The organism is Mesorhizobium sp. M6A.T.Cr.TU.016.01.1.1 (assembly GCF_003952585.1).
GTDB lineage: Bacteria > Pseudomonadota > Alphaproteobacteria > Rhizobiales > Rhizobiaceae > Mesorhizobium > Mesorhizobium mediterraneum.
Window position 1 is genome coordinate 1,061,412 of the sequence record NZ_CP034452.1, and the last position, 25,019, is coordinate 1,086,430.

At 61.2% G+C, this 25,019-nt stretch carries 17 protein-coding genes; 13 read left to right on the top strand and 4 right to left on the bottom strand.

The window, feature by feature from the left end; genetic code table 11:
* Positions 1-24: 24 nt before the first annotated feature.
* Together EJ075_RS04935 and EJ075_RS04940 are read right to left on the bottom strand one after the other, a co-directional pair.
* Entirely contained in the window at positions 25-801 is a 777-nt protein-coding gene (locus EJ075_RS04935; RefSeq protein ID WP_126103589.1) for a polysaccharide deacetylase family protein, read from the bottom strand.
* A complete protein-coding gene (locus EJ075_RS04940) occupies positions 798-1,886 on the bottom strand; it encodes a glycosyltransferase family 4 protein (RefSeq protein WP_126103590.1) in 1,089 nt (362 codons plus the stop codon). The genes EJ075_RS04935 and EJ075_RS04940 overlap by 4 nt, the downstream gene beginning before the upstream one ends.
* Positions 1,887-1,979: 93 nt before the next feature.
* On the opposite strand from EJ075_RS04940, the gene EJ075_RS04945 reads away from it, so the two are divergent.
* The 8 genes from EJ075_RS04945 (at position 1,980) to EJ075_RS04980 (ending at position 12,795) form a co-directional block, all read left to right on the top strand.
* A complete protein-coding gene (locus EJ075_RS04945) occupies positions 1,980-3,140 on the top strand; it encodes a DUF3095 domain-containing protein (protein WP_126107240.1) in 1,161 nt (386 codons plus the stop codon).
* A 114-nt stretch (positions 3,141-3,254) separates the two neighbouring features.
* Positions 3,255-4,598 carry a nucleotide sugar dehydrogenase gene (locus EJ075_RS04950; RefSeq protein WP_126103591.1) on the top strand — a complete coding sequence of 448 codons (1,344 nt, stop codon included), beginning with the start codon at positions 3,255-3,257 and terminating at the stop codon, positions 4,596-4,598.
* Between the two features lie 97 nt (positions 4,599-4,695).
* Positions 4,696-6,036: an adenylate/guanylate cyclase domain-containing protein gene (locus EJ075_RS04955; protein ID WP_126103592.1), complete on the top strand. Its 1,341-nt coding sequence runs from the start codon at positions 4,696-4,698 to the stop codon at positions 6,034-6,036.
* A gap of 163 nt (positions 6,037-6,199) precedes the next feature.
* Positions 6,200-8,095: an ABC transporter ATP-binding protein gene (locus tag EJ075_RS04960; RefSeq protein ID WP_095483619.1), complete on the top strand. Its 1,896-nt coding sequence runs from the start codon at positions 6,200-6,202 to the stop codon at positions 8,093-8,095.
* The gene (locus tag EJ075_RS04965; protein ID WP_126103593.1) at positions 8,092-9,990 is read left to right on the top strand and encodes an ABC transporter substrate-binding protein; all 1,899 of its coding nucleotides are present in this window, start codon (positions 8,092-8,094) and stop codon (positions 9,988-9,990) included. The genes EJ075_RS04960 and EJ075_RS04965 overlap by 4 nt, the downstream gene beginning before the upstream one ends.
* 2 nt (positions 9,991-9,992) lie before the next feature.
* Complete coding sequence (locus EJ075_RS04970) at positions 9,993-10,991, top strand: ABC transporter permease (RefSeq protein WP_095483617.1); 999 nt, start codon at positions 9,993-9,995, stop codon at positions 10,989-10,991.
* The gene (locus EJ075_RS04975; protein ID WP_095483616.1) at positions 10,988-12,169 is read left to right on the top strand and encodes an ABC transporter permease; all 1,182 of its coding nucleotides are present in this window, start codon (positions 10,988-10,990) and stop codon (positions 12,167-12,169) included. Before EJ075_RS04970 ends, EJ075_RS04975 begins: the two co-directional genes overlap by 4 nt.
* A gap of 146 nt (positions 12,170-12,315) precedes the next feature.
* On the top strand, positions 12,316-12,795 hold the full coding sequence (locus tag EJ075_RS04980; protein ID WP_095483615.1) for a class I SAM-dependent methyltransferase: 480 nt from the start codon (positions 12,316-12,318) through the stop codon (positions 12,793-12,795).
* A gap of 67 nt (positions 12,796-12,862) precedes the next feature.
* Here the strand turns inward: EJ075_RS04980 and EJ075_RS04985 are convergent, their stop codons facing one another.
* Positions 12,863-14,278, bottom strand: a complete 1,416-nt coding sequence (locus EJ075_RS04985; protein ID WP_126103594.1) for an adenylate/guanylate cyclase domain-containing protein — start codon at positions 14,276-14,278, stop codon at positions 12,863-12,865.
* 206 nt (positions 14,279-14,484) lie between these two features.
* Here EJ075_RS04985 and EJ075_RS04990 point away from each other — a divergent pair, with 206 nt between their 5' ends.
* From EJ075_RS04990 to EJ075_RS05010, 5 genes are all read left to right on the top strand, one after another.
* On the top strand, positions 14,485-15,330 hold the full coding sequence (locus EJ075_RS04990) for a hypothetical protein (protein ID WP_126103595.1): 846 nt from the start codon (positions 14,485-14,487) through the stop codon (positions 15,328-15,330).
* A 48-nt stretch (positions 15,331-15,378) separates the two neighbouring features.
* Positions 15,379-15,903 (top strand): GNAT family N-acetyltransferase, encoded by a 525-nt coding sequence (locus EJ075_RS04995; protein WP_095483612.1) that lies wholly within the window; start codon positions 15,379-15,381, stop codon positions 15,901-15,903.
* Between the two features lie 203 nt (positions 15,904-16,106).
* Positions 16,107-17,492, top strand: a complete 1,386-nt coding sequence (locus tag EJ075_RS05000) for a hypothetical protein (RefSeq protein ID WP_126103596.1) — start codon at positions 16,107-16,109, stop codon at positions 17,490-17,492.
* 291 nt (positions 17,493-17,783) lie between these two features.
* Positions 17,784-21,083, top strand: a complete 3,300-nt coding sequence (locus EJ075_RS05005; protein WP_126103597.1) for an adenylate/guanylate cyclase domain-containing protein — start codon at positions 17,784-17,786, stop codon at positions 21,081-21,083.
* Between the two features lie 18 nt (positions 21,084-21,101).
* Complete coding sequence (locus EJ075_RS05010; protein ID WP_095483609.1) at positions 21,102-21,782, top strand: redoxin domain-containing protein; 681 nt, start codon at positions 21,102-21,104, stop codon at positions 21,780-21,782.
* A 49-nt stretch (positions 21,783-21,831) separates the two neighbouring features.
* Here EJ075_RS05010 and EJ075_RS05015 read toward each other — a convergent pair whose 3' ends face one another.
* The gene (locus EJ075_RS05015; RefSeq protein WP_126103598.1) at positions 21,832-24,693 is read right to left on the bottom strand and encodes a trifunctional glycosyltransferase/class I SAM-dependent methyltransferase/polysaccharide deacetylase; all 2,862 of its coding nucleotides are present in this window, start codon (positions 24,691-24,693) and stop codon (positions 21,832-21,834) included.
* Between the last annotated feature and the right edge of the window lie 326 nt (positions 24,694-25,019).

The window sequence follows — 25,019 nt, forward strand, 5'->3', positions numbered from 1 at the left end:
ACGCGCTTTTCCCGGGAAAACCGCTCACACTTTTCCTGGAATTGCTCTAGCGCCGCTGCGCCCGATCAATGTCCTGATCGGAAGCCATGCGCAGGCTTCAGTCTGTGCGGTGACTGTGAACAGCCGTTCGAGGAAGAGCCAGGCCGATTCATCATGCACGAGATGGTGGGTGAGCAGGCCGACCGGTTCGCCGCCGTCGATTGCATGCTGCAATTGCGCGATGATAGCCTGAACCAATAGGCCATGATCGCGGCAGCCGCGCGTGCCATGCCAATCCATGATGTCGACATTGCTGTTGATGACTGCAAGTGAAGCCGGCCTCGGCGGCCCATAGACCGACAATGCCGAAAATCCTATCGATCCAAGGTCGGATACCAAGCCGGCGTCGATCCTGTTCCAAGGTGGCACCAGCATCGGAACGGCACGTGCGCGGTGCAGTTCGGTTACGTGCGTCAGCCCGCGAGCCAGATCATCGAGCACCGCCTCGCGTGGCCGATGCGCGCCGAGTTCCTGCTTTTTCTGGTGCTCGGGCGCATGATTTCGGTGCGCCCAGCCATGGATGGCGACCGTGGCATGCGGCGCCTCGCCAAGCCGGACGACAAGCTTCTCATCAGTCAGGGCCGGAATGACGGCCAGAGTGACCGGAACCGCGAATTTACCGGTAAGGTCGAGCAGCCGATCAAGCGCAGGCGTCGGATCCACGGCGTCGTCGTCGCGCAGCCAGAACTCTGCCTTACGGTCCGCCCGTTGCAGGCACGCCAGTTCTTCCACCAAGGGCTGCCAGATCTGATCGGATGTCATGAAACCGGGATCTTCGCAAGAAGTTTGGCCAGACGCGCCGCTGCAACACCGAGGGAACGTTCTTCGAGGATGAAACGCCTGGCTTCCGCGGCCATGATGGTTCTTTCGTCGTTGCCGGCCAGAAGCCTTTCAATGGCAGAAGCGAACGCCGCCACATCGCCCGGCGGGGTGAGAAACCCGGTCTGGCCATCCCGCACGACCTCCGGCACGCCGGCGATGTCCTGAGCCACCACCGGAAGGCCGGCGGCCTGCGCTTCAAGATAGGCAACGCCATAGGCCTCGCCATAACCCGGCCAGACGTAAATTCCCCCACGGTAGAGGACATCCGGCACGGCGGCTGGCTCAATCGCGCCAAGCCATTCGATACGGTCGGCGGGCAAGCCGGCGAATTGCGCTTTGACCTCGTCACGGGCAGGCCCATCCCCGACGACCGACATGGTCCAGGGCACGTGGCCGATCGGACCGAGCGCCTGCGCCAGCATGCGATAGCTTTCGACTTTGTCGCCCGGGCGCATCATGGCGACGGTAACGAGGCGCGTCGGACAACCCCGTGCCGGCAGTTCCCGGAATACCGATGTGTCGATGAAGGGCGAAAGCATACCGAGAGCGGCGTCGGGAATCGCATCTGTCAGTCCCTGACGATCCCTTTGCGTGAAGCAGATGTTCAGCGCTGCCTGTTCGACGGCTCGCGCCACCAACGCTTGCGTATCGGCCCACAAGCCGGCGTTGCGCCGCCTCGAATAGGAGGCTTCCGCTGTCACGTAGGGGACAGCAAAGGCCGACGCCAGCTCGGGCCCGATCAGGTCGGGCGCCTTGTAATAGGGATGATAGGAGAACCAGAGATCGGGCTTGCCGTCACGATCCCAAAGCTTGGTCAGCCGCGCAGCCTCCTCTCGGGCCTCGGTCTTGAGCGCATCGAAACTCTTCGACTCCGGTTCGCGTAGATACAAGCGCAATTCGGATGCCAGTTCGACGCTATGCCCTACATACTCCAGCGCCTTGACCAGCATCCGTGCCATCTGGCGGTCGCCGGAGGCAACGGGATGATTGGGTGACTTCAGCGGCGCGTAGAAAGCAATTCGCATCGCCGGACCCTATCATCGGAAAGCCTGCGCAAGTCAATTTCGAACCATGATCGACTTCACCCTTCAAGCACTGGAATGTGCTATCTGATGCTCATGGAAACAGCTGCCGCGTCCGACCCGTTTGTCGCTTCTTTGCCGGTCTTCGCAAGGTTCGAAAGCGTTGCCGATATCGATAACTATCGGCCTCTCCCCGATGGCTGGGCGCTGGCCACCGCAGACATCGTCGGCTCGACCAAGGCGATCGAGGCGGGGCGCTATAAAACCGTCAATATGGCCGGTGCCAGCGTCATTTCGGCGCTGCTCAATGCGCTGGGTAGGCAAGATCTTCCCTTTGTCTTCGGCGGCGACGGCGCGCTCGTGGCGTTTCCTGGCTCGGCGCTGGAGATCATCCGCAACGCGCTGGCGGCTGTCCAGAGATGGGTGGCGGACGAACTGGATCTGACCTTGCGTGCCGCAATCGTGCCGATAAAGGATATAAGAGCGCAAGGCCTCGACGTTCGCGTGGCGAGGTTCCAGGCCTCCGAAGCGGTCTTCTATGCCATGTTCGCCGGAGGTGGCGGCAGTTGGGCGGAAGCCGAGATGAAAGCCGGGCGCTACCGCATCGATCCTGCGCCGGCCGGCGCGCGGCCGGATCTGACCGGCCTCTCCTGCCGCTGGAACCCGATCGAAGCCCGGCATGGCGAAATCGTCTCGATCATAGCCGTACCGGGGGCGTTGCGCGACCTGCGCGGTTTTCAGTTTCTGGCTTCCGACATCATCGCCCTTGCCGGCAGGCAGGAACGCGATGGCCACCCGGTGCCGGTGAACGGGCCGAGCTACAGTTTTCTGCCCGCCGGCCTCGATATCGAGGCGCGGGCCATGGCACCCGCAGGATGGCGGTGGCTATCGAAACTGTGGGTAGTGTTCCTGATGACGCTTACGGCTGTTACGGATAGATATGGCTGGAGGATCGGCAGTTTCGATCCGAAGATCTACAAACGCGACGTGGCCAGCAATTCGGATTTCCGGAAGTTCGACGACGGCTTGAAGATGACCATCGACGTTGACGCGGATGTGTTGCAACGGATCGAGAACCGGCTGAAACAGGCGGAAGAGGCGGGCATCTGCAACTATGGCCTGCACCGCCAGAAATCGGCCTTGATGACATGCCTCGTCGCATCGCCGCTGCAGCGCGATCACGTTCATTTCATCGATGGCGCCGCCGGCGGCTATGCGATTGCTGCCGCAAGCCTGAAGGCGAAGGTGCCGGTCTGATGACGGCTTGCGGAAACCGATTTTCCGCAATATGCCTCGGCAATGGTTCTTGGGACCATGGTGCGCCTCGCCATGGGCGCGGACAGCCTGTCCGAATTGACGGGAAGCAGATTTTTGGACGCCTCACGATCGACATATGACAGTCTTCTGAACCGGATTTCGACGCGTGCCGCGCAAGTCGGCGTGATCGGACTGGGCTACGTCGGGTTGCCGCTGGCGGTTGCGATCGCACGCGCCGGCTTCCCGGTTTCCGGCTTCGACGTCGAAGCCCAGAAGGTCGAGAGCCTGAACAACGGTCAGTCCTATATTGAGGCGGTGACGTCCACAGCCCTTGCCAGCGAGGTGGCGATCGGACGGTTCCGCGCCACTGCGGATTTTGCCGAACTGGCCGTCTGCGATGTCATCATCATCTGCGTTCCGACACCGCTGACGAAACACCGAGAGCCGGACCTCTCCTTTGTCAGAAACACGGCAGACACCATCGCGAAGCATTTACGTCTCGGCCAGCTGATCGTGCTGGAATCGACCACCTATCCTGGCACCACCGACGACGTGATCAAGCCCATACTGGAAAAGACCGGCTTGCAGTCGAAGATAGACTTCTTCCTCGGCTTCTCGCCCGAGCGCGAGGATCCCGGCAACCGCAGCTTTGAAGTCGCGACGATCCCCAAGGTCGTGGCAGGTGACGGCATTGAAGCGGCGACGCTCGTGCAGGCTTTCTACCAGGGCGTGGTCAAGACCGTCGTTCCGGTTTCCACCACGGCGACCGCCGAGGCGGTCAAGCTGACGGAAAACATCTTCCGCTCGGTCAACATAGCCCTCGTCAACGAGTTGAAGGTCGTGCTCGGTGCGATGGGCATCGACATCTGGGAGGTGATCGAGGCGGCAAAGACCAAGCCCTTCGGCTACATGCCTTTCTATCCTGGCCCTGGACTTGGCGGGCACTGCGTTCCGATCGATCCCTTCTACCTGACGTGGAAGGCGCGCGAATACGAACTGCCGACCCGCTTCATCGAGCTGGCCGCAGAGATCAACACGGCTATGCCGCGTCATGTGGTCGATGAACTGGCGAAGGCGCTGGACCGGCGCCACGGCAAGGCGCTCAGCCGCTCGCGCATTCTCATCATCGGGCTCGCCTATAAGAAGAATGTGCCCGACATCCGCGAAAGCCCCTCATTGCGGCTCATTGAACTCATCGAGGAATGGGGCGGCAAGGCGGAATTCCACGATCCGCATGTTACCGAAATCCCGACCACACGGGAGCATATGGCGATCAAGGGGCGTCGCTCGGTCGACTTGACCGAGGTGGCCTTGAAGGATTTCGACGCTGTCGTCGTTGCAACCGACCACGACGCGATCGACTATCAGGCGATCGCTGATCACGCTCCTCTGATCATCGACACACGCAATGTTTTTGGCCGCCTCGGGCTAGCCCGAGAGACGGTGGTGAAGGCCTGATGGCGTCCGAGCCGGCGAATTTTTTGCCCGCTGTCAGGATCGTGATTGCATCCCGCCGGCAGCCTCGCCACATGAGGCCCAAGAGTTCGGAGATAGCATGAGCACAGCGCAAGCAGAAATTTCTGCCATTCTCATGGATAGGGTTGCCGATTGGCTGACCCAATCGGCGCTGGCGGGCGACGACCTGGAAACATTGGTAAAGGGCTTTTGTGAACGGCTGGCTGCTGCCGGCCTGCCTTTGAAGCGGGTGCATTTGAGCTTTTCGATGCTTCATCCGCTTTATGACGCGCTTGGCTTCACCTGGCTCCGCGGCCAGGGCCTGGAAGTGGAAGGCTTCCGCAAGGAGGACGGCGTTCATTCTGACAGATTCCTGACCAGCCCATACTATCATCTGCTCAGCAACAAGCTCGACCATCTGCGGCGCCGGCTCGACCCGTCAGTGTCGTCGGAATTTCCTGTTTTCGATGACCTCAGGCTTATGGGCGTCACCGATTACATGGCTTTCGTGCATCCCTTCAGCGGCAATACCAGTCAGGGCATGCTGGGGTCTTGGTCCACCGACAGTGCTGCAGGCTTCAGCGACAGCATGATTTCGGCGCTGCTGCGCATCCAGAACCATCTCGCCATCGCAACCAAGATGGCGGTGCTCACCAAGCTCGCCGACAACATGATGACCACTTATCTCGGCGGCGACGCCGGCAGGCGCGTGCTGGACGGCCAGATCAAGCGCGGCGAGGGCGATACCATCCGGGCCGCACTGGTCATGGCCGATATGCGCGGGTCGTCAAGGCTTGCCGAAACCTCCGGCCGCGAAATCTATATCGATACGCTGAACCAGTTTTTCGACGCCGTTGCCGCACCTTTCAATCGCAGCGGCGGGCAGATCATGAGTTTCATAGGTGATGGCTTCATTGCCGTCTACCCTTGCGAAAGGCATCGCTCGCAGTCCGAGATCGCTTGCCAGGCTGCTCTTGCGGCAGCGCACAAGGCTAGCGCGCGCATAATGGATCTCAATCTGCGCAGAAAGGAGCAGGGGTTAGGCGACATAAAGTTTGGTATCGGCCTGCATGTCGGCAATGTGATGTTTGGCAATGTCGGGCTTACAGACCGGCTCACATTCTCTGTCTTCGGCTCGGCTGTAAACGAGGTCCAGCGCCTCCAGACCCTGACCAAGAAACATCCGCACAGCGTTCTCGCCAGCAAAGACTTCGCCAGCTATTGCGGCGCCAACAGCTGGCTGACGCTCGGCAAGGAGGAACTGGCGGGCATCAAGCAGAAGCTGACGGTGCTTTCACCCGATCTGTCGGGTGCTCTCGCGCTCGATGAAGACGGTGCGCTGGAGCCGATTTACGACCGAATATCGGACGCCGAGCAGGTCATGCTGCTTCATCGCGATGCCGCGCGGCTGTCGGCGGCCGACCCGAGGAAGCTCCAGTAACCGCCGCGATCTGATCCGAACGCCTTGGTATGCAGTCCGGTCGCCGGTTCCGCCAGGGAACTGGCGACCGTTTCGAATCCAAGTTGCTCTAGGCTGGCAATACGCTAGTCTCGCTTTTTGGGCCTGCCGCCTGGCAGGCCGCCAGAGTGGGGCTGGTGTGAGAATGAATTCGGGTGTTGATCTGCTGCGGATCGAGGATGTTGGCATCTCTTTTGCCATTATCGGGGGACCCTTGCATGCCGTCAGGCGTGCAAATCTTCGCGTCCTGCCCGGCAAGGTTACCGCGCTTGTGGGCGAGTCCGGTTCCGGAAAATCGGTTCTCAGCCAGGCAGTGATGGGCATTTTGCCGAACACAGCCCATGTTCGCGGCCGTATCCTGTTTTCCGATCCTGAAAAGCCCGGCACGACGCAGGATATCCTGCAGATGCCGCGTGACGGACCCGAAATCCGGGCGTTGAGAGGCAGCCGCATCGGCAAGATCTTTCAGGAGCCGATGACATCACTGTCGCCGCTGCACACGATCGGCAATCAGGTCAGCGAATCCCTGCAGATTCATACGCCCATGGCTCGGGTGGAGCGCAAGGCGCGGACCGAGAAAATGCTCGGCCTTGTCGGCTTTCCCAACCCCAAGCGCGCCTATGACATGTATCCCTTTGAACTTTCGGGAGGATTGCGTCAACGCGCCATGATCGCCATGGCGCTTATCTGCCGGCCCGCCCTGTTGATCGCCGACGAGCCGACGACGGCGTTGGACGTCACCATCCAGGCGCAAATCCTGCAATTGCTGCGCGAGCTTCAGACGAAGCTGAACATGGCGATGCTGCTGATCACGCACGACCTTGGCGTGGTCGCCAATGTCGCCGACGAGGTGGTGGTCATGTACCAGGGCGAGATCATGGAAGCGGGACCTGTGGAGGCGATATTCCGCCGGCCAGGCCACCCTTACCTGAAGGGCCTGATGGCAGCCGTTCCGCATTTCGACCTGAAGCCTGGCGAAAGGCTAAAGGCGCTCCGCGAGGTGCCGGTGAATGTCGGGAACCTGCTCGGCAAGCAGACGGCGCCGGCATCGAAGGGGCCGGACGACATCCTGCTGTCGGTCAGGGATCTGACAAAGACCTTCACCATCCGCAAGTCCGGATGGTTCGGCGAAGATCATCAAGCCTCTGTTCGCGCCGTGGACGGCGTGAGCTTCGATATCAGGCGGGGTGAGTGCCTGGGTCTTGTCGGCGAAAGCGGCTGCGGCAAAACCACCGTCAGCAAGATCCTCATGCGGGCTGTCACCCCTAGCGGCGGCTCTGTGATCTTCAACGGCCGCGATGGTCCGATCGACGTCTTGGAAGCCGAGGGAGACGCCCTGCGCATGCTGCGCGCGAAAATCCAGATGGTCTTCCAGGATCCGGTTTCGTCGCTTTCACCTCGCATGACGGTGGAGAACATCTTGAGCGAGCCGCTGGAAATCCATCAACGTGGCAATGCCGCGTCCCGACTCGCCACGGTCAAGAGCCTGATGCAGGCAATCGGGCTCGATCCGCGCTTCATCAAGCGTTATCCGCACAGTTTCTCCGGCGGGCAGCGTCAGCGTATCGGCATCGCGCGCGCGTTGGCGCTGGGGCCTGAACTCCTGATCTGCGACGAGCCGGTTTCGGCACTCGATGTCTCTGTCCAGGCGCAAATCCTGAACCTTCTGAAGGACCTGCAGACGGAACTGGGCCTGACCTACCTGTTCATATCCCACAACCTGGCGGTGGTGGACTACATGGCAGACCGCATCGCGGTGATGTGCGGCGGGCGTATCGTCGAGCTCGCGCCGCGCGAAATTCTGCTTAGGAAACCGGTCCACCCCTACACGCGCTCACTAGTAGCTGCAGTACCTTTCCCCGATCTCGACAGGCCGATGGATTTCAAGACGCTGCAGCTCGGCGGCGCATCCGACACCAGCGCATGGGGACCGCAATTCCGCGACGAAGGCGACGAGGGCATGCTGTCGCCGCTCGACCTTGGCGGCGGCCACCTCGTGCTGGCCCGGCGTACGGCCGATGTCAGCGAGTTACGCCATTGATCAGCCGGCGCACCGTCCTTGGACTCATGGCTTCGGCATTTCTGCCGGGCACGTCGCGCGCCGGCGATCTGGAGCCGGAATTTCTTCAGCCGCGGCTGAAGGCCAGGGCGCTGCCGGCACTCGCCGAACGCTTGCCCAAGAGCCCGCGCGCGTTGAACCTCGCCGCGATGGGCCGGCAGCCCGGCCAGTATGGCGGCACGCTGCGCACGATCATCGGCAGCCAGAAAGATATCCGGATGATGACGATCTACGGATATGCTCGCCTGGTCGGCTATGACGAAAAGCTTAACTTGCAACCCGACATTCTCGAAAGTTTCGACGTAGCGGATGATCGCGTCTTCACTTTCAAGATTCGGGAAGGGCATAAATGGTCTGACGGTAGCCTGCTGACGCCGGAGGATTTTCGCTATTGCTGGGAAGATGTCTGGCTGAATGATGAGCTTTCGCAGGGCGGGCTTGCCCCGACCCTGCTGGCGGACGGCAGGCCGCCACGCTTCGAGATCGTCGATCCGTTGACGGTCCGCTATAGTTGGAATGCGCCCAATCCCGACTTCCTGCCCAAGCTCGCTGCTGCTTCGCCGCTATCGCTTGTTCTGCCGGCCGCCTATCTCAAGCAGTTCCACAAGAAATACCAGGATCCATTCCGGCTCGCCGGCCTGATGAAGGAGAACCGGGCCAAGAAATGGACGCTCCTGCATATCCGCATGTCGCGGCAGTATCGCCCGGAGAACCCGGAACTGCCGACGCTCGATCCCTGGCAGAACCGGACCAAACCGCCGGCCGAGCAATTCGTCTTCGAGCGCAACCCGTTCTTTCATCGAATGGACGAGAATGGCCGGCAACTGCCCTATGTTGACCGGATCGTCATGAATGTCAGCTCGTCGGCGATCATCTCGGCCAAGACCGGTGCGGGCGAGAGCGACCTGCAATGCATGGGAATTGACTTCAGCGATTACTCCTTCCTGAAGGACGCGGAGAAGCGCTACCCGGTGAAGATGCATCTCTGGAAACGCACACAGGGTTCGCGGCTGGCGCTGCTGCCCAATCTGAATTGTTCCGATCAGGTGTGGCGTGGCCTTTTTCGTGACGTGCGCGTGCGCCGTGCCCTTTCGCTCGCTGTGGACAGGCGCGAGATCAATATGGCTGTGTTCTACGGATTGGCACAGGAAAGTGCCGATACGGTCCTGCCGGAGAGCCCGCTCTACCGGCCGGAATTCGCGAAAGCCTGGGTCGCCCATGATCCAGACCAGGCCAACGCCCTGCTCGACGAGGTCGGGCTTCAGACGCGTGACGATGACGGCCTGCGGATACTTCCCGATGGACGCCCTGCGCAGATCATAGTGGAAACGGCCGGCGAAAGCACGCTGGAAACCGACGCGCTCGAACTCATCACCGATCACTGGCGCAAGATCGGCATCGCCCTGTTCATCCGGACTTCGCAGCGCGATATCTTCCGCAGCCGCGCGCTTGGCGGCCAGGTCATGATGTCGATGTGGTCGGGCATCGACAATGGCGTGCCGACCGCCGACATGAACCCGTACCAGCTGGCCCCCACCATCGACGACCAGCTGCAATGGCCGCTCTGGGGTGCCCACTACTTGTCTCATGGCAAGGTCGGTGAGGCGCCCGATCTTCCGCCTGTGGTCGAGTTGATGGCTTTACTCAAGCGCTGGAACGCATCTACCGAAGCCACGGAGCGCGCCGAAATCTGGAACTCGATGCTGTCGATCTACACCGATCAGGTGTTTTCCATCGGCACCGTGAACGGAACGCATCAGCCGGTTCTGGCGTCCTCGCGGCTGCGCAATCTGCCTGACAAGGCTCTCTACGGCTACGACCCGACCGCCTATTTCGGTGTCTACATGCCGGATACATTCTGGCTTGGAGACTCCTGAGCGTGCTTCGATATCTTGTCTGGCGCATTGCCGTGATGGTTCCAACGCTGCTGGTCATATCGGCACTGGTGTTCACGATCATCGAACTTCCACCAGGCGACTATTTCGACAGCTATGTTGCCGAGCTTCGGGCTCAGGGCGAAGCGGTGGATTCCGACCGCATCGAGATGATGCGCGAGGAATATGGTTTCGACCAGCCACCGCTCATTCGCTACTTCTACTGGGTCGGCGGGATGCTACACGGCGATTTCGGCTATTCCTTCGAATATGAGCTGCCGGTTCGCGATGTCGTCGGGGACCGAATGTGGCTCACGGTGCTGGTTTCCTTCGTCACGATCATCTTCACCTGGCTCATCGCCTTTCCGATCGGCATGTACTCCGCCACGCATCAATACAGCTGGGGCGACTACGGCCTGACTTTCTTCGGCCTTCTCGGCCTTGCGATTCCGAACTTCATGCTGGCGCTGATCCTGATGTATTTCGCCAACATCTGGTTCGGCACATCCATCGGCCATCTCATGGACCAGCAATATCTCGGCGAGCCGATGAGCTGGGCCAAGGCGAAGTCGATCCTCGCCCATCTCTGGATTCCGGTCTTGATCATCGGCACCGGAGGCACGGCAAGCATGATCCGGCGGCTGCGCGCCAATCTTCTCGACGAGCTACACAAGCAATATGTCGTGACCGCGCGCGCCAAAGGACTTCATCCGTTCAAGGCGCTGGTCAAATATCCGCTGCGCATGGCGCTCAATTTCTTCATTTCCGACATCGGCTCTATCCTGCCGGCCATCATCTCCGGCGCCGAAATCACCGCGATAGTGCTGTCTTTGGAAACGACCGGGCCGATGCTGATCAAGGCGCTGCAAAGCCAGGACATGTATCTGGCAGGGTCGTTCCTCATGTTCCTCGCCTTCCTGACGGTCATCGGTGTCCTGATTTCCGACCTAGCGCTGGCGCTGCTTGATCCACGAATTCGTTTGCAGGGCGGCAGCACCAAATGAACACGCATTCGCCCCTGCCCGCTCCGGGTGCTCCACTGCAGCACTATGTTTCCACCGCGCCCTTTGACCTGCAGTCGGTCGAGGCGATGACGCCGGAGCAGTCGAAAGTCTTTCAGGCGTCGCAGTTGCGGCTGATGTGGTGGAAATTCCGGAAGCACCGGCTTGCCGTTATATCAGGCATATTCCTGGCGGCGCTTTATTTCGGGATACTGATCTGCGAGTTCCTGGCGCCCTACAATCTGCACACGCGCAACATGGACTACATCTATTCGCCGCCGCAGCGGGTGCACCTGTTCCACGACGGCCAGTTCGTCGGTCCGTTCGTCTATGGCCGCCAGATGACGCTGGATATGGACACGCTCAAGCGGAACTACATCGAGAAAAAGGATGATGTTCAGCGGATCCGTTTCTTCTGCAAGGGCGACAGTTATCAGTTCTGGGGCTTGATCGAAGGTGACAGGCATTTTGTCTGCCCTGCCGAAAACGGCCAGCTCTTTCTAGCCGGCACTGACAGGCTGGGGCGCGATGTGCTCTCGCGCATGATCTATGGCGCACGCATTTCACTGACAATCGGCCTCGTCGGCATCAGTTTCAGCTTCCTGCTCGGCATTGTCATCGGCGGACTGGCCGGCTATCACGGCGGTATCTTCGACCTGATCGTTCAACGGATAATCGAAGTTCTGCAATCGATCCCCAGCATTCCGCTGTGGCTGGCTCTGGCGGCGATCATGCCGATAACCTGGAGTCCGATCCTGATCTATTTCGGCATCACCGTCATCCTCGGGCTGCTCGACTGGACCGGACTGGCGCGGGCCGTGCGTTCAAAGCTTCTAGCCTTGCGCGAGGAGGATTATGTTCTGGCCGCGCAATTGATGGGCGCCAGAAGCAGCCGCATCATCGGGCGGCATCTCATTCCCGGCTTCATGTCGCATCTGATCGCGACGGCGACGATCTCCATCCCCGGCATGATCCTGGGCGAGACGGCGCTGAGCTTCCTCGGGCTCGGCCTGAGGGCCCCGATAACCAGCTGGGGCATCCTGCTCACCGAGGCGCGCAGCGTCAGCGTCATCGCTTTCTATCCATGGCTGCTTTTGCCGATGCTCCCCGTCATTCTCGTCATCATGGCGTTCAACTTCCTCGGCGACGGCTTGCGGGACGCCGCAGACCCCTACAAGTGAGATCGCTGTTCCGCCGCGCGCCGGGCCGCCGACTCCACCCGGTATGACGCTTGTCGGCGGCCGGTTGGGTTATTGCAGGGTTTGTCGTTCGCCTCTATATGCGGCAAGCCTCGATCGGGGCTGCTGGTTCAGGACATAAATCGCATATGAGTCGCCTTGATAATTTCATCAGCAGGATGACCGCACAGCGCGACATTCTCAATCAAATCTGCCCCGAGGTGGCGAAGATGGAGGGGCTTGTGCTCGAGCTCGGCCTCGGCAATGGCCGGACGTTCCACCATCTGCGCGAGCGCCTGCCCGGGCGCCGGATCGTGGTGTTCGACCGCGAAGTTGGCGCACACGCCAGCTCAATTCCCGAAGCTGAAAACCTCGTGCTCGGCGAAATACGCGAGACGGCCCGCAAGTTCATTGGCATCGACGCCGCTCTTGTTCATGCCGACATCGGCACCGGCTATGACGATCGCGATGCAGTGACCGCTACCTGGCTTCCCGATCTGATTGCGCGCCTGCTTCGCGTCGGCGGCTTCGCGGTCAGTGGCACGCCGCTCGATCACCCGCTGCTGCAACGCCTCCCGCCGCCGACTTCGGAGCCCGCCGATCGTTATTTCCTCTGCAGGCGCGTCTGAGGGGCCGAGACGACCCAAATCTTCAGGGGCCAAATCTTCAGGGGCCAAGTCTTCAGGGGCCAAGTCTTCAGGGGATCGTATAGACTGCTATCTCCCGCTCAATGCCGCGCAGCGAGACCTCGTAGGGCACGGGCGTCAGCGCGTTCCTGTGCAACAGATCGGCGGTGAGATTGTCGTCGACCACCGCACGAGTGGCGAAGATCGCCTGTGCGTTGGCAAGGTTCTGAACCCGTGAAGCAATGTTGACCGTCTGGCCGAAATAGTCCTGTCGCTCGTTCATGGACACGGCGATGCAGGGGCCGGCATGGACTCCGATCTTGAGCAGCAGATCCTCGCGCCCGCTCTTGTCGTTGAGCTCACGCATGGCATCGCGCATCCTGAGGGCCGCGGCAATCGCACGATCAGGCGTCGCGAAGGTCGCCATCACCGCATCACCGATCGTCTTCACCACCGCGCCTGCCTCCGCCGCGACGATCTCATGCAGAACCTGGAAATGCTCGCGCACGAGATCGAAGGCTGAAAGATCGCCCACCCGCTCGTAAAGCTCGGTCGATCCGCGCAGGTCGGTGAACAGGAAGGTCAGGCTGGTGATTTTCAGGCGCTGGTTGATGTCGAGCGTATCCGTGCGATAGAGATCGCGAAAAGTCTGGTTGGTGAGCAGGCGCTTGGCGGTCAGGAAGGGCCGGCGTTTGCCCAGGAAATCATGCAATTCCTGGCCGGCGATGAAGACCGTCGGCAGCACGCGGGCATCGGTCCTGTTCTCCAGCGAAATGCGCAACGGGCCGGGTTGCATCTCCAGCGTCTGGTTCTGGACATGGTCGCGGTCGAACACCAAAGAGAGGCTTCGGCGCTCTTTTGTTGGTTCGCCCTTCCCGTCGATGAACTGCACTGAATGGGTGACCGGCTCGAAGACGATGACGAATTCAGACGGAAGCTGTATGGGCAGAACCGCCTTTTCACCAGGGGCAAGCTCGATATCCTCCAGCGAGAATGCTTCCATCTTCTTCGCGAAATCCTCTTCCGGCAGATCGACGCCGGACGCCCAGTAGATCTGGCGAAAATATTCCATCAACGGCAATTCGTGTGGATTGTGAGCGGCAATCCTGCGCACGCGGGGGCTGACGGTGAATGTCACCTCGACCATCTCGTCGAGGGTCGGCGAATAGCCCTCGGAGCATAGCGCGCAGGTGTATTCGTCCTTCTGCAAGGTTTTCAGCGTGGCGTTGGTGTCGAGCACGCCGCCACAGCCGGGGCATAGAACATTCCAGGAAATGTCGAAGATGCCCACCCGTGCCGCATGGAGAAAGGCGCTTATGGCGCGCTCCTCGTCGAGGCCATGCTTGCTGGCGAAGGCTGGCACATTGATGCGACAAAGCTCGCGGTCGTTACCCTCCTCGATGGTTCGCTTGATCGCGTCGATTGCCAGTAGATCGACATCGGTCGATTGCCGCAGAAGCGAGAACAGATCCTGAGCTTCGTTCATCGTGCAGGTTCCGGGAAATGCACCCTAGAGGCGTGTTGGCCGGACCGGTTTTCGGTCCGAGCGCTCCATCTTACTTCGAAACGGACCGTACGGCCATTCGAATGGATAAGCCGGTGACAGCTCAATTTCCATTCGGGCGGATTTTCACCGGCCGCAAGCGGCACTATGATGGGTCCATGAGGCATTCATCTTTGGGACTTTCTCCCATGCCGACATCCGACAACCCGCCATTTCCCGCGGCTCTGCGCCTTTTCTCGGTGGTGGTCATCATCGTCCTGATCGTAGGCGCCGGCCTGTTTTTTGCGCCGGTGCTGGTCAAGCCGCGCTGGCCTTGGGCCGTCACGCCGTTCAATGCCCGCTTCCTCGGCGGCTTCTACACCGCCGAAATGGTCATGATGGTGGCGTTGCTGGTCTGGAACCGCTGGTCGCCCGGCAGGCTCGTGCTCGTCATGGCCTTCATCTTCACCGTCATCGTGTCGGTGGCTTCGTTCATCAATCTCGGCTATTTCAACTTCGAGCGCAAAGCGCCCTGGCTCTGGTTTTTGGTCTATCTTGCTTCGGTCGCGGTATCCGGGCTGTTCCTGTGGCGGACCAGGGCCCGTCCTTCTGCAAAAGGCGTGATCTTAAACCCTGCATGGCGCGGCTACATGCCGGTGGAATCGGCGATCCTTGGGCTCTATGGAGTCGGCCTGTTGCTGTTTCCCCTGACATTCAGCGGCTTCTGGCCATGGCCGATCGATGCCTTCCACGCTCAGGTCTACAGCGCTATCTTCCTCGCCGGTGCGGGCGGTGTGTATCTCGTCTGGAGAAGCGCGCCGCGCGAGGAACTGCTGGTGCTCGGCTTGGCGCAGTTTCTGGTTGGCCTGCTTGCCATCCTTGGCCTCGTCATCACCGACGCTGCGGTGCACCGGATCGACTGGACGGCGACCGGGACATTGCGCTGGCTCGCCCTTTTCGGCTGGATCGGCGTCAGCGGCGTCTTCAAACTCTACGCCGCCTCCCGGTTTTTAGCTCGCAATCGGCATAGGTTGCGGAGACGGCTGGATTTTTAGGTGGCGTCCGGTGCATCGTGCCGGGCCGATTGCTTTGCCGGGAGCGCCATGACCAGCACGACCTCGCCATCTTCCGAGAAAATCCAGCCGCAGCTCCGGTCCGTCCGGCTAAGCGATGCGGAGGCGCTTTGCGCTATCTTCAACATGCCGGGGTTCCGCTGGGGCACGCTCAGGATGCCCTTCGAGATGGTGGAGCAGGTGGAGCGGCGCATCGCCAAGTCCGGCCAGGAAACCACCTGGATCGTTGCGGAGTTGGACGGCAAAGTCGTCGGCCATGGCAGCCTAGTCGTGCAGGGTTCGCCGCGCCGTTCGCATATCGGCGAGATCAATATCGGCCTTGACGATGCCTTTGTCGGCAAGGGCATCGGCTCTGCCATACTTGGCGCGCTGCTTGACGTGGCCGACAACTGGCGCGCCCTGAAGCGGGTCGAATTGACCGTCTATGCCGACAACGAACCGGCCGTCCGTCTCTACACAAGCCACGGCTTCGAGGTCGAAGGCCGGCATGTGAAGGCCGGTTTTACCGACGGGCAGTACCACGACCTGCTGAGCATGGCCCGGCTGCGGTTCTGAGATCCGCTGCTTGGCCTTAACTGTTTGGCCAATCTAACAATTCGTGCCGGCGAACAGGTGATTGCTCATGGAGAGCTCCGTAGGATACGGTCAATTTCGTCTCACACCATTTTGATCGAGTTGACAGTCTACGTGTGGGCCGGCTGCATCCAGCAAGTCTGGTCTCCCTTGGCGTTTGCGCCGCAAGTGGCTAGACGGGACCAATGACCGCTGTCTTTGACCCAACCCCTACGCCTCCGGTGGAAATTCTGGCAGTGCTGTCGCTGCTCTGCCCGGAAGTTGTGCGTGACATAGAGCAGAACTGGAATGCACCGGTTTCCGATTATGCCCGCCATCTGTGGCGGCCGGTGGCAAGGCCTGCATCGGGCCCGGCGATCGCTGCCCGCTCGATCCTGCGCGAAGTCCTGCGTCAGCGCCTTGGGGTGATCATGCAGCCTGAAGAGATCGGCAAGGCCCTCGAAGAGTTCGAGCACAGACCGGTGATTCAGTCCGGCCTGCACTGCCTGCTTCTGATGGACCGGATCACCTTCGATGCCCTCCTGCTTGCCTGGCTCGGCGCGGTCGAAAACGGGCTCTCGGCCTTCTTCAGCTTCATGGGAACGACGATGACCATGGAGACAATTGGCCGGGAGGGGCCGGGATGGCTCGATGTCGGTGACGACAAGGTCAACCTGTTTGGCATGGGGCGCCACAAACTGTGCCGCAAAAGCGCCTGCGTGGTCGGTCCCGTCACCCTCAACAAGCGCGCGCTCGAAGCGGTGGGCGACGAAACGGATGCCAGCCGCTGGCTGGGCACACTGCTTGCCAGCCAGGACAAGCTGTTTGGAACCGCCGCCGATGCGCTGACAGCCCTCAACGAGGATCTGGTCGCCGATTGGGATCGTTCCGGCATGGCCCTGCCGGTTTTCATCGATGATCGGCTCGCCGCGGCTGCCGTGGCGCGGCATCTAGAACATGATGGCAGCCTTCTTTCCGGGCTGCTCATTGAGCCCGCAAGGCGCCAGCGTCTGGAATGTGCCTTGCAAGCGGCCGCATCGAGCCCATTTGGCAGATTCCTGCCCAATGCCACGGCCTATTTCTGGGGCATCCGCGAGGAGCGCGTGCGCAAGCTCGTCCTCGAGAACGGGCACCTGATCGAGCCTGACAGGCCGAATGGTCTTTCCATCCCGTTCGAGCGGCCGCATCTCAGGCAGGCGCTGCTGGACGGCGTGCTGCTGCCGAACTTGTTCCTGATGTTCCTCGTCCTTGCCATATTGCCGCGCGTGCGGGTTGTGGGCGGCCTGAGACAGATTGGTTATGTAGCGCTTTTCCACTCTATCCTGCTGGCTGCGCTAGATGAAAACTCGCCGGAAGAGCGCGATCTGGCTGCGGAGCTGCAGGTTCGGGAAAATGCCTGGGGCATGCGGGTCATCGATGAAAAGATCTCGGTCCGCGAGCAGCTTGCCGGCCTACCGGAAGGGGCGCTCTTCCCGGACCTGCTCCGGCAATACCGCTTGCGGACGCTTGCCGAGACGACCGACGACCTGAAACTGGTTCGCGAAAACGCCCGATGGCGCAAGATCGGCCAGGCAGAGATCAAGGCGAGCTGAGCCTCGCTTCAGGTTGATTTTCTGGTCCGCAACCCCAAGCGACGGCGATCTATGGGTGAGCCTCTGGTGTCTGATCCGGCCGCTTCCTTGACGCTGATGCCTTTCGGGATTTCGACGACGGCTTCCGCCTTGATCGGCAGCGCTCTGCCACCGGACCCACACTGACCGTTCGATGCCCATTTGCGCTGCCGCTTGCTGGTCGACGGTTATCGGTTCATCCTTGTGAAATACCCTGGCCGTGAAGTGCGTAGTGAGATCACGCCGGCACGGCCCCTAGTGAGGTCTCGTCCTATGGACTGCTCGGGCTGCGGTTTCGAGGTTGAGGGCGGTTACGCTTTCTGTCCGAGGTGTGGCAGGCGCCAGCCCGTGCCATGCGCCAGTTGCGGCTACCCCTGCGCACCTGATTTCGAGTTCTGTCCGAAATGCGGAGCAAGCGTCGGTGCGCCCGCAAAAACCGTCGAACGGCCTGCTCCCACACCAAGCCGGACCGTTGTGCCGCCTTCTCGAACTCCGTCGCTGCTTCCGAACATCGAAAGCGAAGATGGGCTGCATCCCGTCTCTGACGCCGATCGCCGGACGGTAACAGTCCTGTTCGCCGACCTTTGCGGCTTCACGACACTCAGCGAGCAGCTCGACCCCGAGGTCATGCAAGCGCTGCAGAACGAACTGTTCAAGGAATGGACGGCGGCCGTGCGAAACTTTGGTGGTTTCGTCGACAAATTCATCGGCGATGCACTGCTCGCCTTGTTCGGTGCGCCGGTTGCGCATGAGGACGATCCGGAACGTGCGCTTCGCGCCGCTCTCGACATGATCGCCCGGACGGCGCGGCTCGGCGAAAGCACCCCCCACTCCGGCTCGCCTCTGTTACTCCACATCGGCATAAACACTGGTCCCGTCGTTACTGGTGGATTGGGCATCGGCACCGCCAAATCCTATTCGGTGACCGGCGACACAGTGAATACGGCGCAACGCCTGCAATCGCTGGCCGCACCGGGTGAGGTGCTGGTGGGCGAGCTCACTCACAGGCTGACCCGGCATGCCTTCTCTTACGAGCCGCTGGGTGATGTCGTGTTTCGTGGCAAGGCTGGCAGTGTGCTCGTCCATCGACTGGATGCACCGCTTGCGGCGCCGCGTGCAGCGCGTGGGCTCGAGGCGCTTGGCCTCAGTGCGCCGATAATAGGTCGTGGTGCGGAGCTCAATAGAATGCTGGCGAGCCTTGACCAGGCCTGCGGCGGCTCGGCCCAACTTGTCCGCCTCGTCGGAGAAGCCGGTATCGGGAAATCGCGGCTGGTGAAGGAGTTCGTCGCCCGCGTCGGCGACGATGATCGTTTTCGCAACGTCGCCGTGCGGCTGGCCACCTGCTCACCGCTGGGCGAACAATCATTTGGCGCCTTGGGCGCAGTGGTGCGCAGCGCTGCCGGGATGATGCAAAATGACAGTGGGGACGAAGTGCGGGGGAAGCTCGCAGGCTTGCTTACCGATCTCGGCCTACAGGGCGAGGAGGCGAAGCGGCTGATGCCTTTGCTCTACCATGTGCTCGGCCTTGGCGACCCGGACGCCACCTTGCAGCATGTCGAGCCCGAGCAGTTGCGGCGGCAAATTCTCTACGCAGTCCGCACAATCATCGAACGGCGGCTTGCGTTGTCGCCGCTGTTAATTGTCGTCGAAGACCTGCACTGGGCCGACGCCGTGTCGCTCGAGGCACTACGTTTCGTGATGGACAGGTTGGAACGCACGCGGTTGATGTTGCTGGTCACGCATCGTCCGGCGCCGGACAACGGCCAGCTCGACTCTAGTCGGGTCAGTCACACAGCGCTCAGGCTTTCGCCGCTCAACAATGATGACGGACGCAGCCTGCTGGCGGCGCTTTTCGGCGAGAGCTGGGTAAACTCCGCAGGAGGGCTTCTCGACCAGATCCTCGAGCGCGCGGGCGGCAACCCCCTTTTTGTAGAGGAGATCGTTCGCGGCCTTATCGATCGCGGTGTACTGATGCGCGAGGGCCAGCGATGGCGGACTGTGGCAGGCGAAGTGGCAACCGGCATTCCCGCCACTATCCAGGCAATGTTGCTTGCTCGCGTCGACCGGCTGCCCCAAGAAGTGCGCCGGTTGGCCCAGGAAGCCGCGGTAATCGGCCCGCGCTTCGATGCCACACTTCTGAAAGCCGTGACAGCCGACCCCGGTCGGCTAGAAGCCGGCTGCGAACTGCTTTGCGATGCGGAAATCATCGAGGAAGTTGCCGGATCAGGCTCGGTCTCGTCGCAAAGCTACCGCTTTACGCAAACATTGCTGCAGGACGTGATCTACCAGAATCTGCTCCTGCAACGCCGGACCGACATCCATGGGCGGGTCGGTGCTGCCTTGGAGCAACTGTGCGGCGACAAGCCGGAACGGCTCGAGGATTTGACCGTGCTCGGTCATCATTTCGCACAGAGCGCCGAGCGGGAGAGGGGCGCGCATTACCTGCAGGCGGCGGGCGATCGCGCTCGCATGATATACGCCAACGACGACGCCCTTCGTTTCTACGAGCGAGCACTGGCTGCGTTGGGCGCGATCGGGCAAACACCGCTCAAACTGGCAATTGCAGAGCGCATTGCCGATTTGAGCGGCCCGGTAGGCCGCCGCGAGATCGCGCACCACCACTACGAGACGGTGTTGCAGGCATACCGCGAGTCAGCCGATCGTGTCGCTTCGGCGCGCGTTTTACGCAAGGTCGGTCGGCTGCTCTGGGACGTCGGCAAGCGGGACAACGCAGAATCCCGCTATGCTGAAGCGGCAGCGCTCCTCGATGGAGCGGATGCCCCGATCGAGCAGGCGCATCTCTGGCAAGAACGTGGCCGACAGGCGTTCCGTAGCGGAGATCACGCTCTCGCGGCAAAATGGGCAGACGCGGCGCTGGATTGCGTACGCTCTCTGACAACGGAGCATGTCTCCGAGGTAGGGTGTGATGCCACTCTCGTGACCGCCGAGGCACTTAATACCAAGGCTGTCGCGCTGGCTCGCCTTGGGCAAAACCGTGAAGCCGTGCGTCAGGTTGAGCGTAGCATTGAATTGGCCGAAGCCGCCGGTCTACTGGGCGCGGCGTGCCGCGGCTACACCAATCTCGGCGTGCTTTACACGACCATCGATCCGGCACAGGCGATGGAGGTCTGTAGGCGCGGTCTTGAAGTGGCGCGCCATATTGGTGATTTGGGTTTCCAGGCGCGCCTCCTCGCCAATCTGGCGGTCGCTTGTTGTACTTTCACGGATCGCTGTCCAAGGGAGGGCGTGCCTGCTGCCGAGAAGGCCATCGAGATCGACCGGGCGCTCGACCAGCGCGAGCACCTGCCGGTGCCGTTGATCGTGCTTGGGCAGATCCACCAGTGCAACGGCCGCCCGGAACTGGCGATTGGCTTGTTCCACGAAGCACTCGACGTAGCCCGCGAAACGGGCGAGCCCCAACTGCTGTTTCCGTGCTATGATGGGCTCGCAACGCTTAATCTCGACCTCGACAATCTGGCCGAGGCCGAACGCTACTTTTCCCTGGCGCAGGGAATATGCGCCCAGCACGGGCTCGACCCGGAAGCGCTTGTGGTGCTGCCTTTTCTCGACTAGCCGGGTTGGAGGTTGGAAATGTCCGCGCGTGCTGACTTGGTGCCGCTTCAACCGGGCGACCGTGCGCCGAACTTGGTTCTCGACGCCATTACCCAGGAAGGCAAGATTGCGCTTGACGACTTTCGCGGACAAAAACCGGTGCTGGTCGGCCTGTTTCGAGGTCTGCATTGTGCGTTTTGCCGGCGCCATATCGCCGCCCAGGCGCGGCTTGATCCGGAACTGCGCGAAAAGGGCGTGGAGAGCCTGACGGTGGTCAACACGCCGATCGAACGGGCGCGTCTCTATTTCCGCTACCACCCGATACCGAATCTGCTCGCGGCCTCCGACCCTGAACGCGCTTCACATCGTGCTTTCGGACTGCCCAATCTCGAATTCACCCAAAACGAGACGAAATGGCCGTACAAGGTCTCGATGGCAGCGGTAATGGATATGCGGGTCGACATACCAAGCGAGTTGCCCGGTCCTATGGATCCTCTTGCGGCCGGCGAAATCCTCGACAAGAAGGACAATTACGAAATGACCGAAGCCGACGAGCAGATGATGGCAACGGGACACGGACAACTGGTCGGTCAGTTCCTGCTGGACCGGCAGGGGATCGTCCGCTGGAGCTTCACGGAGGTTCCAGAGGGTGGGCGATACATGTTTGGGGCGCCAAACCCGCAGGAGCTGATGTCAGCCGTGTCCCAAGTCGCCCAATAGATTTGCGAACGAGGTAAACGAGCGGGACACTGAAATGACACTGACAAGTTCACCGCTCTTCGAGCACAGCCTCGACAATGGCAACAAAGTCATCGAGTGAGCGGTCTCCGCGAATCTCGATGCGCGGAAGGTCGATGGGATCGCAGTCGAGGCCCGCCGGCCCGTGTCTGCCGCCGAAGCCGATTCGATAGCCGCACTCCTTGGCCAGCCTGCCAAGCCGTCGGTCGGTGACAGAGAAGGGTGCCGCGAACGCCGTGGTTGGCCGACCGGTCCACCGTTCGATAAACATACGAGAGCGCAGGAGCTCAGCGGCTAAGTCAGAACTCGACAGACCATCGATTGCGCGATGCGTCGCCAGATGGCTTCCGAAGAACGCACCTTCGGCGGAGAGGCGCCGCACCGTCCCGGCGTCCATAAGCTGCGTCGGCGGACCGGTATAGGCGTCCCACTGTGCACTTTCACCCACCAAGTCCGTCACCAGGAACACTTCCGCGGTCAGGTCGTTCGCGCGCAAGGTCGGCCAGGCGTGGTCGGCAAAGTTCTGGAAGCCGTCATCGAAGGTGACGAGCACTGGGCGACCAACGAAAGGGCGACGGTTGGCGATGAACTCTTCCAACTGCTCAGACCCAATCGCGTGAAAGCCATTGGAGCGCAGCCATGCCATCTGGCTGGCGAATGCGGCGGGCGTGAGCCGAAAACGGGCGAGAGCGGCCGGACCATCATCGGAGACGCTGTGATACATGAGGACAGGAATACGCTGCCGCCGCTCGCTACGCGCAACGTCGCGGCGCAAGGCCCGCGCGCCGCCCCAGACGATATTTCGCGCGACCCCGATTTCGATGCGCGCGCGGATTGGCACATGATCTATCATCGGTTCCGTCGCCACGTCGTCGGGTGACAGGCGGCGGAAGCGGTCTATGCGATAGAGCTCGGTCTGGATCGATTGCTCCAAGACGAGGCCTTCAGTCGCTGCCAGCGTCTCCGAGATCGCTTGTGCACCGAATGTGTTCCAGTCGAAGCCCGTCCTTTCAACATTGTCACGCAGCACGAATGCGTGTGCGCTGATGAAACTGCCGCCAGGCGCCAACGCCTCTGCGAATTTTTTGGCGATGCGCCGCAACTCGGCCAGATCATCCAGATAGTAAAGCACTTCCGAACAGAAGATCAGATCCATCTCACCCGGCAGCGTGTCGGCAGAGAAATCCAGTACGCCGAATTCAATATTCGGCTGATCGCCGCATCGCGCGCGGGCCCGTTCGATGGCTATGGCGGAGATGTCGGTTGCGGTCAAATGGCCCACTCGCGGCGCCAGCTGCCGCGTGAAATGGCCCTCCGCGCAGGCCAGCTCAAGCGCCCGTTCGATGGGACCGGCAGGCAGAATTTCGAGTTGCCGCTGATATTTTTCCTGCTCATAGGGCGAACCGTAGTTCCAGGGATCCTCGGTCGCGAAATAGCCATTCCAGAACGACGTGCGATCCTTGTCGTGCCTGACCCGTGCGCGGCGCGGCGCCGCGGGAGGCTCCGCAGGTTCGGCGCTCGACCTAACCAGCTCCCGCGCTTCCTCGGCCAATTGGGCGAGTCTGCCGAAGTGACTGTCCGGATCGGACCGGCGTTCAAGCCGCTCAGGGGGCACGACATTCAGGAGCAATTCAATCCAATGACGCCTTGTCACTGTCCCGAGCACGCCGAATTGCACGACAGCCTCGATCTGGCCATCCATCATCAGATAGGCATAGATTTGATCGATTCCTTGCGGAATTTCGGTCGAGGCCGGATTTCGACCGTCGACGCGAATTCCAAGTGTCCGCGCCAGCCTGCGCGGCGCGGCAAGATCGTCGACGTCGAGAAGCATTTGCTCAAGGTGATACTGGACGCGGCGACCCGCGACGGGGTTGTCCCAGAGCTTGCCGAGTTCGATGATCAACTCGGTGAAGGAGCCGCCGAACCTGTCCCACCTGGCAGCCAATTGCGCTGGCACCGATAAGCTTCCTACCATAAGGCCATCGAAGGCCACCTTGGCGATCTCACGCGCCCACTTACGTCCTGCCGGGAGCGCGCGCAGCGACTGCGGGTTGATCGAGCGTGAGCCGCAGCCGCAATCCGACGCGGCGTTCCACAACGCGAACCACGCGAGTGCCTCGGAAGCGGTGTGGCCGCTCGCCTCGATCGCTCCATTGGCGTGTGCTGATGCTGGGTGTTTGACCCTGGGATCAGGAGAAAAGCCGCGGGCGATCACGATTTCCGCATCTACTAGCATCTGCGCCGAATTGCGGCTGAGCGAGTTGGGGCTGGCTCGATAGAAAGCGAGCGGCTCGTCGACCATCACCCAATTTTTGCCTAGACGTGCGAGGCGCTGCCACAGATCCCAGTCCTCGCAGGTGCGCAGCGACACATCGAAACCGCCCAACCCGACAATTGTCTCCCGGTCGACCAGCAGCGTGTGAGTGCGGATGGCACACCGGCGGGCGAATGTTTCGAAGGGCTGGATCGCAACCTCCGTTGTGATGCTCGGCGGGGTGAGTTCGCCATCGGGCATCACGCGCCGAGAACCGCAATAGGCCGCCACTGCATCGGGAGCTGTTTTCAGCGCGGCCAGCATTTTCGCAAGGAAGCTGGCATCCACCCAATCGTCCGCATCCAGAAACATCAGCCAATGGCCGCGCGCTGTCGAAATCCCGCTATTGCGCGCGCCGGCGGCGCTATACGCGCAAGAGTTCAATGTCCGAAATCGGGCATCGCGCTCCACATAACCGGCGATGATCGCGGAGGTGCGGTCAGTGGAGGCGTCGTCGATGATGATCGCCTCCCAATCCACTATTTCCTGATCGAGAAGGCAATCGAGTGCGCGCGCCAGCGTTGCCTCCGCGTTGTGCGCAGGAACCACGATTGAAACCAAGGGATTATGCGCCACGCCGTCTTACCCGCGCCTGGTTCGAAGGTAGAACAAGGCTCCCGGAACATAGCCCGCGAATTCCTGGCAAAGGAAACGGTCCTTAGGGACGCTGTGTCCAAACAGTGTTCTGCGAATTCTTCCGAGCCGCCGCGACGCCACTATTGGGCTGCAAAGGGAGCTTGCTCCTGTTGTGGTACCGATGCTGGAAGCCTGGCGCAGCATTCGCATCCGTGCCGCCGAGCTTGGGCGCCAGCTGTCGCAGATGCACGTCAAAGCAAACACGCCGCATACTCATGTCGATCCCCGGAATCGGCGCCATGACCATAAGCTGCGGTCCCTGGCGC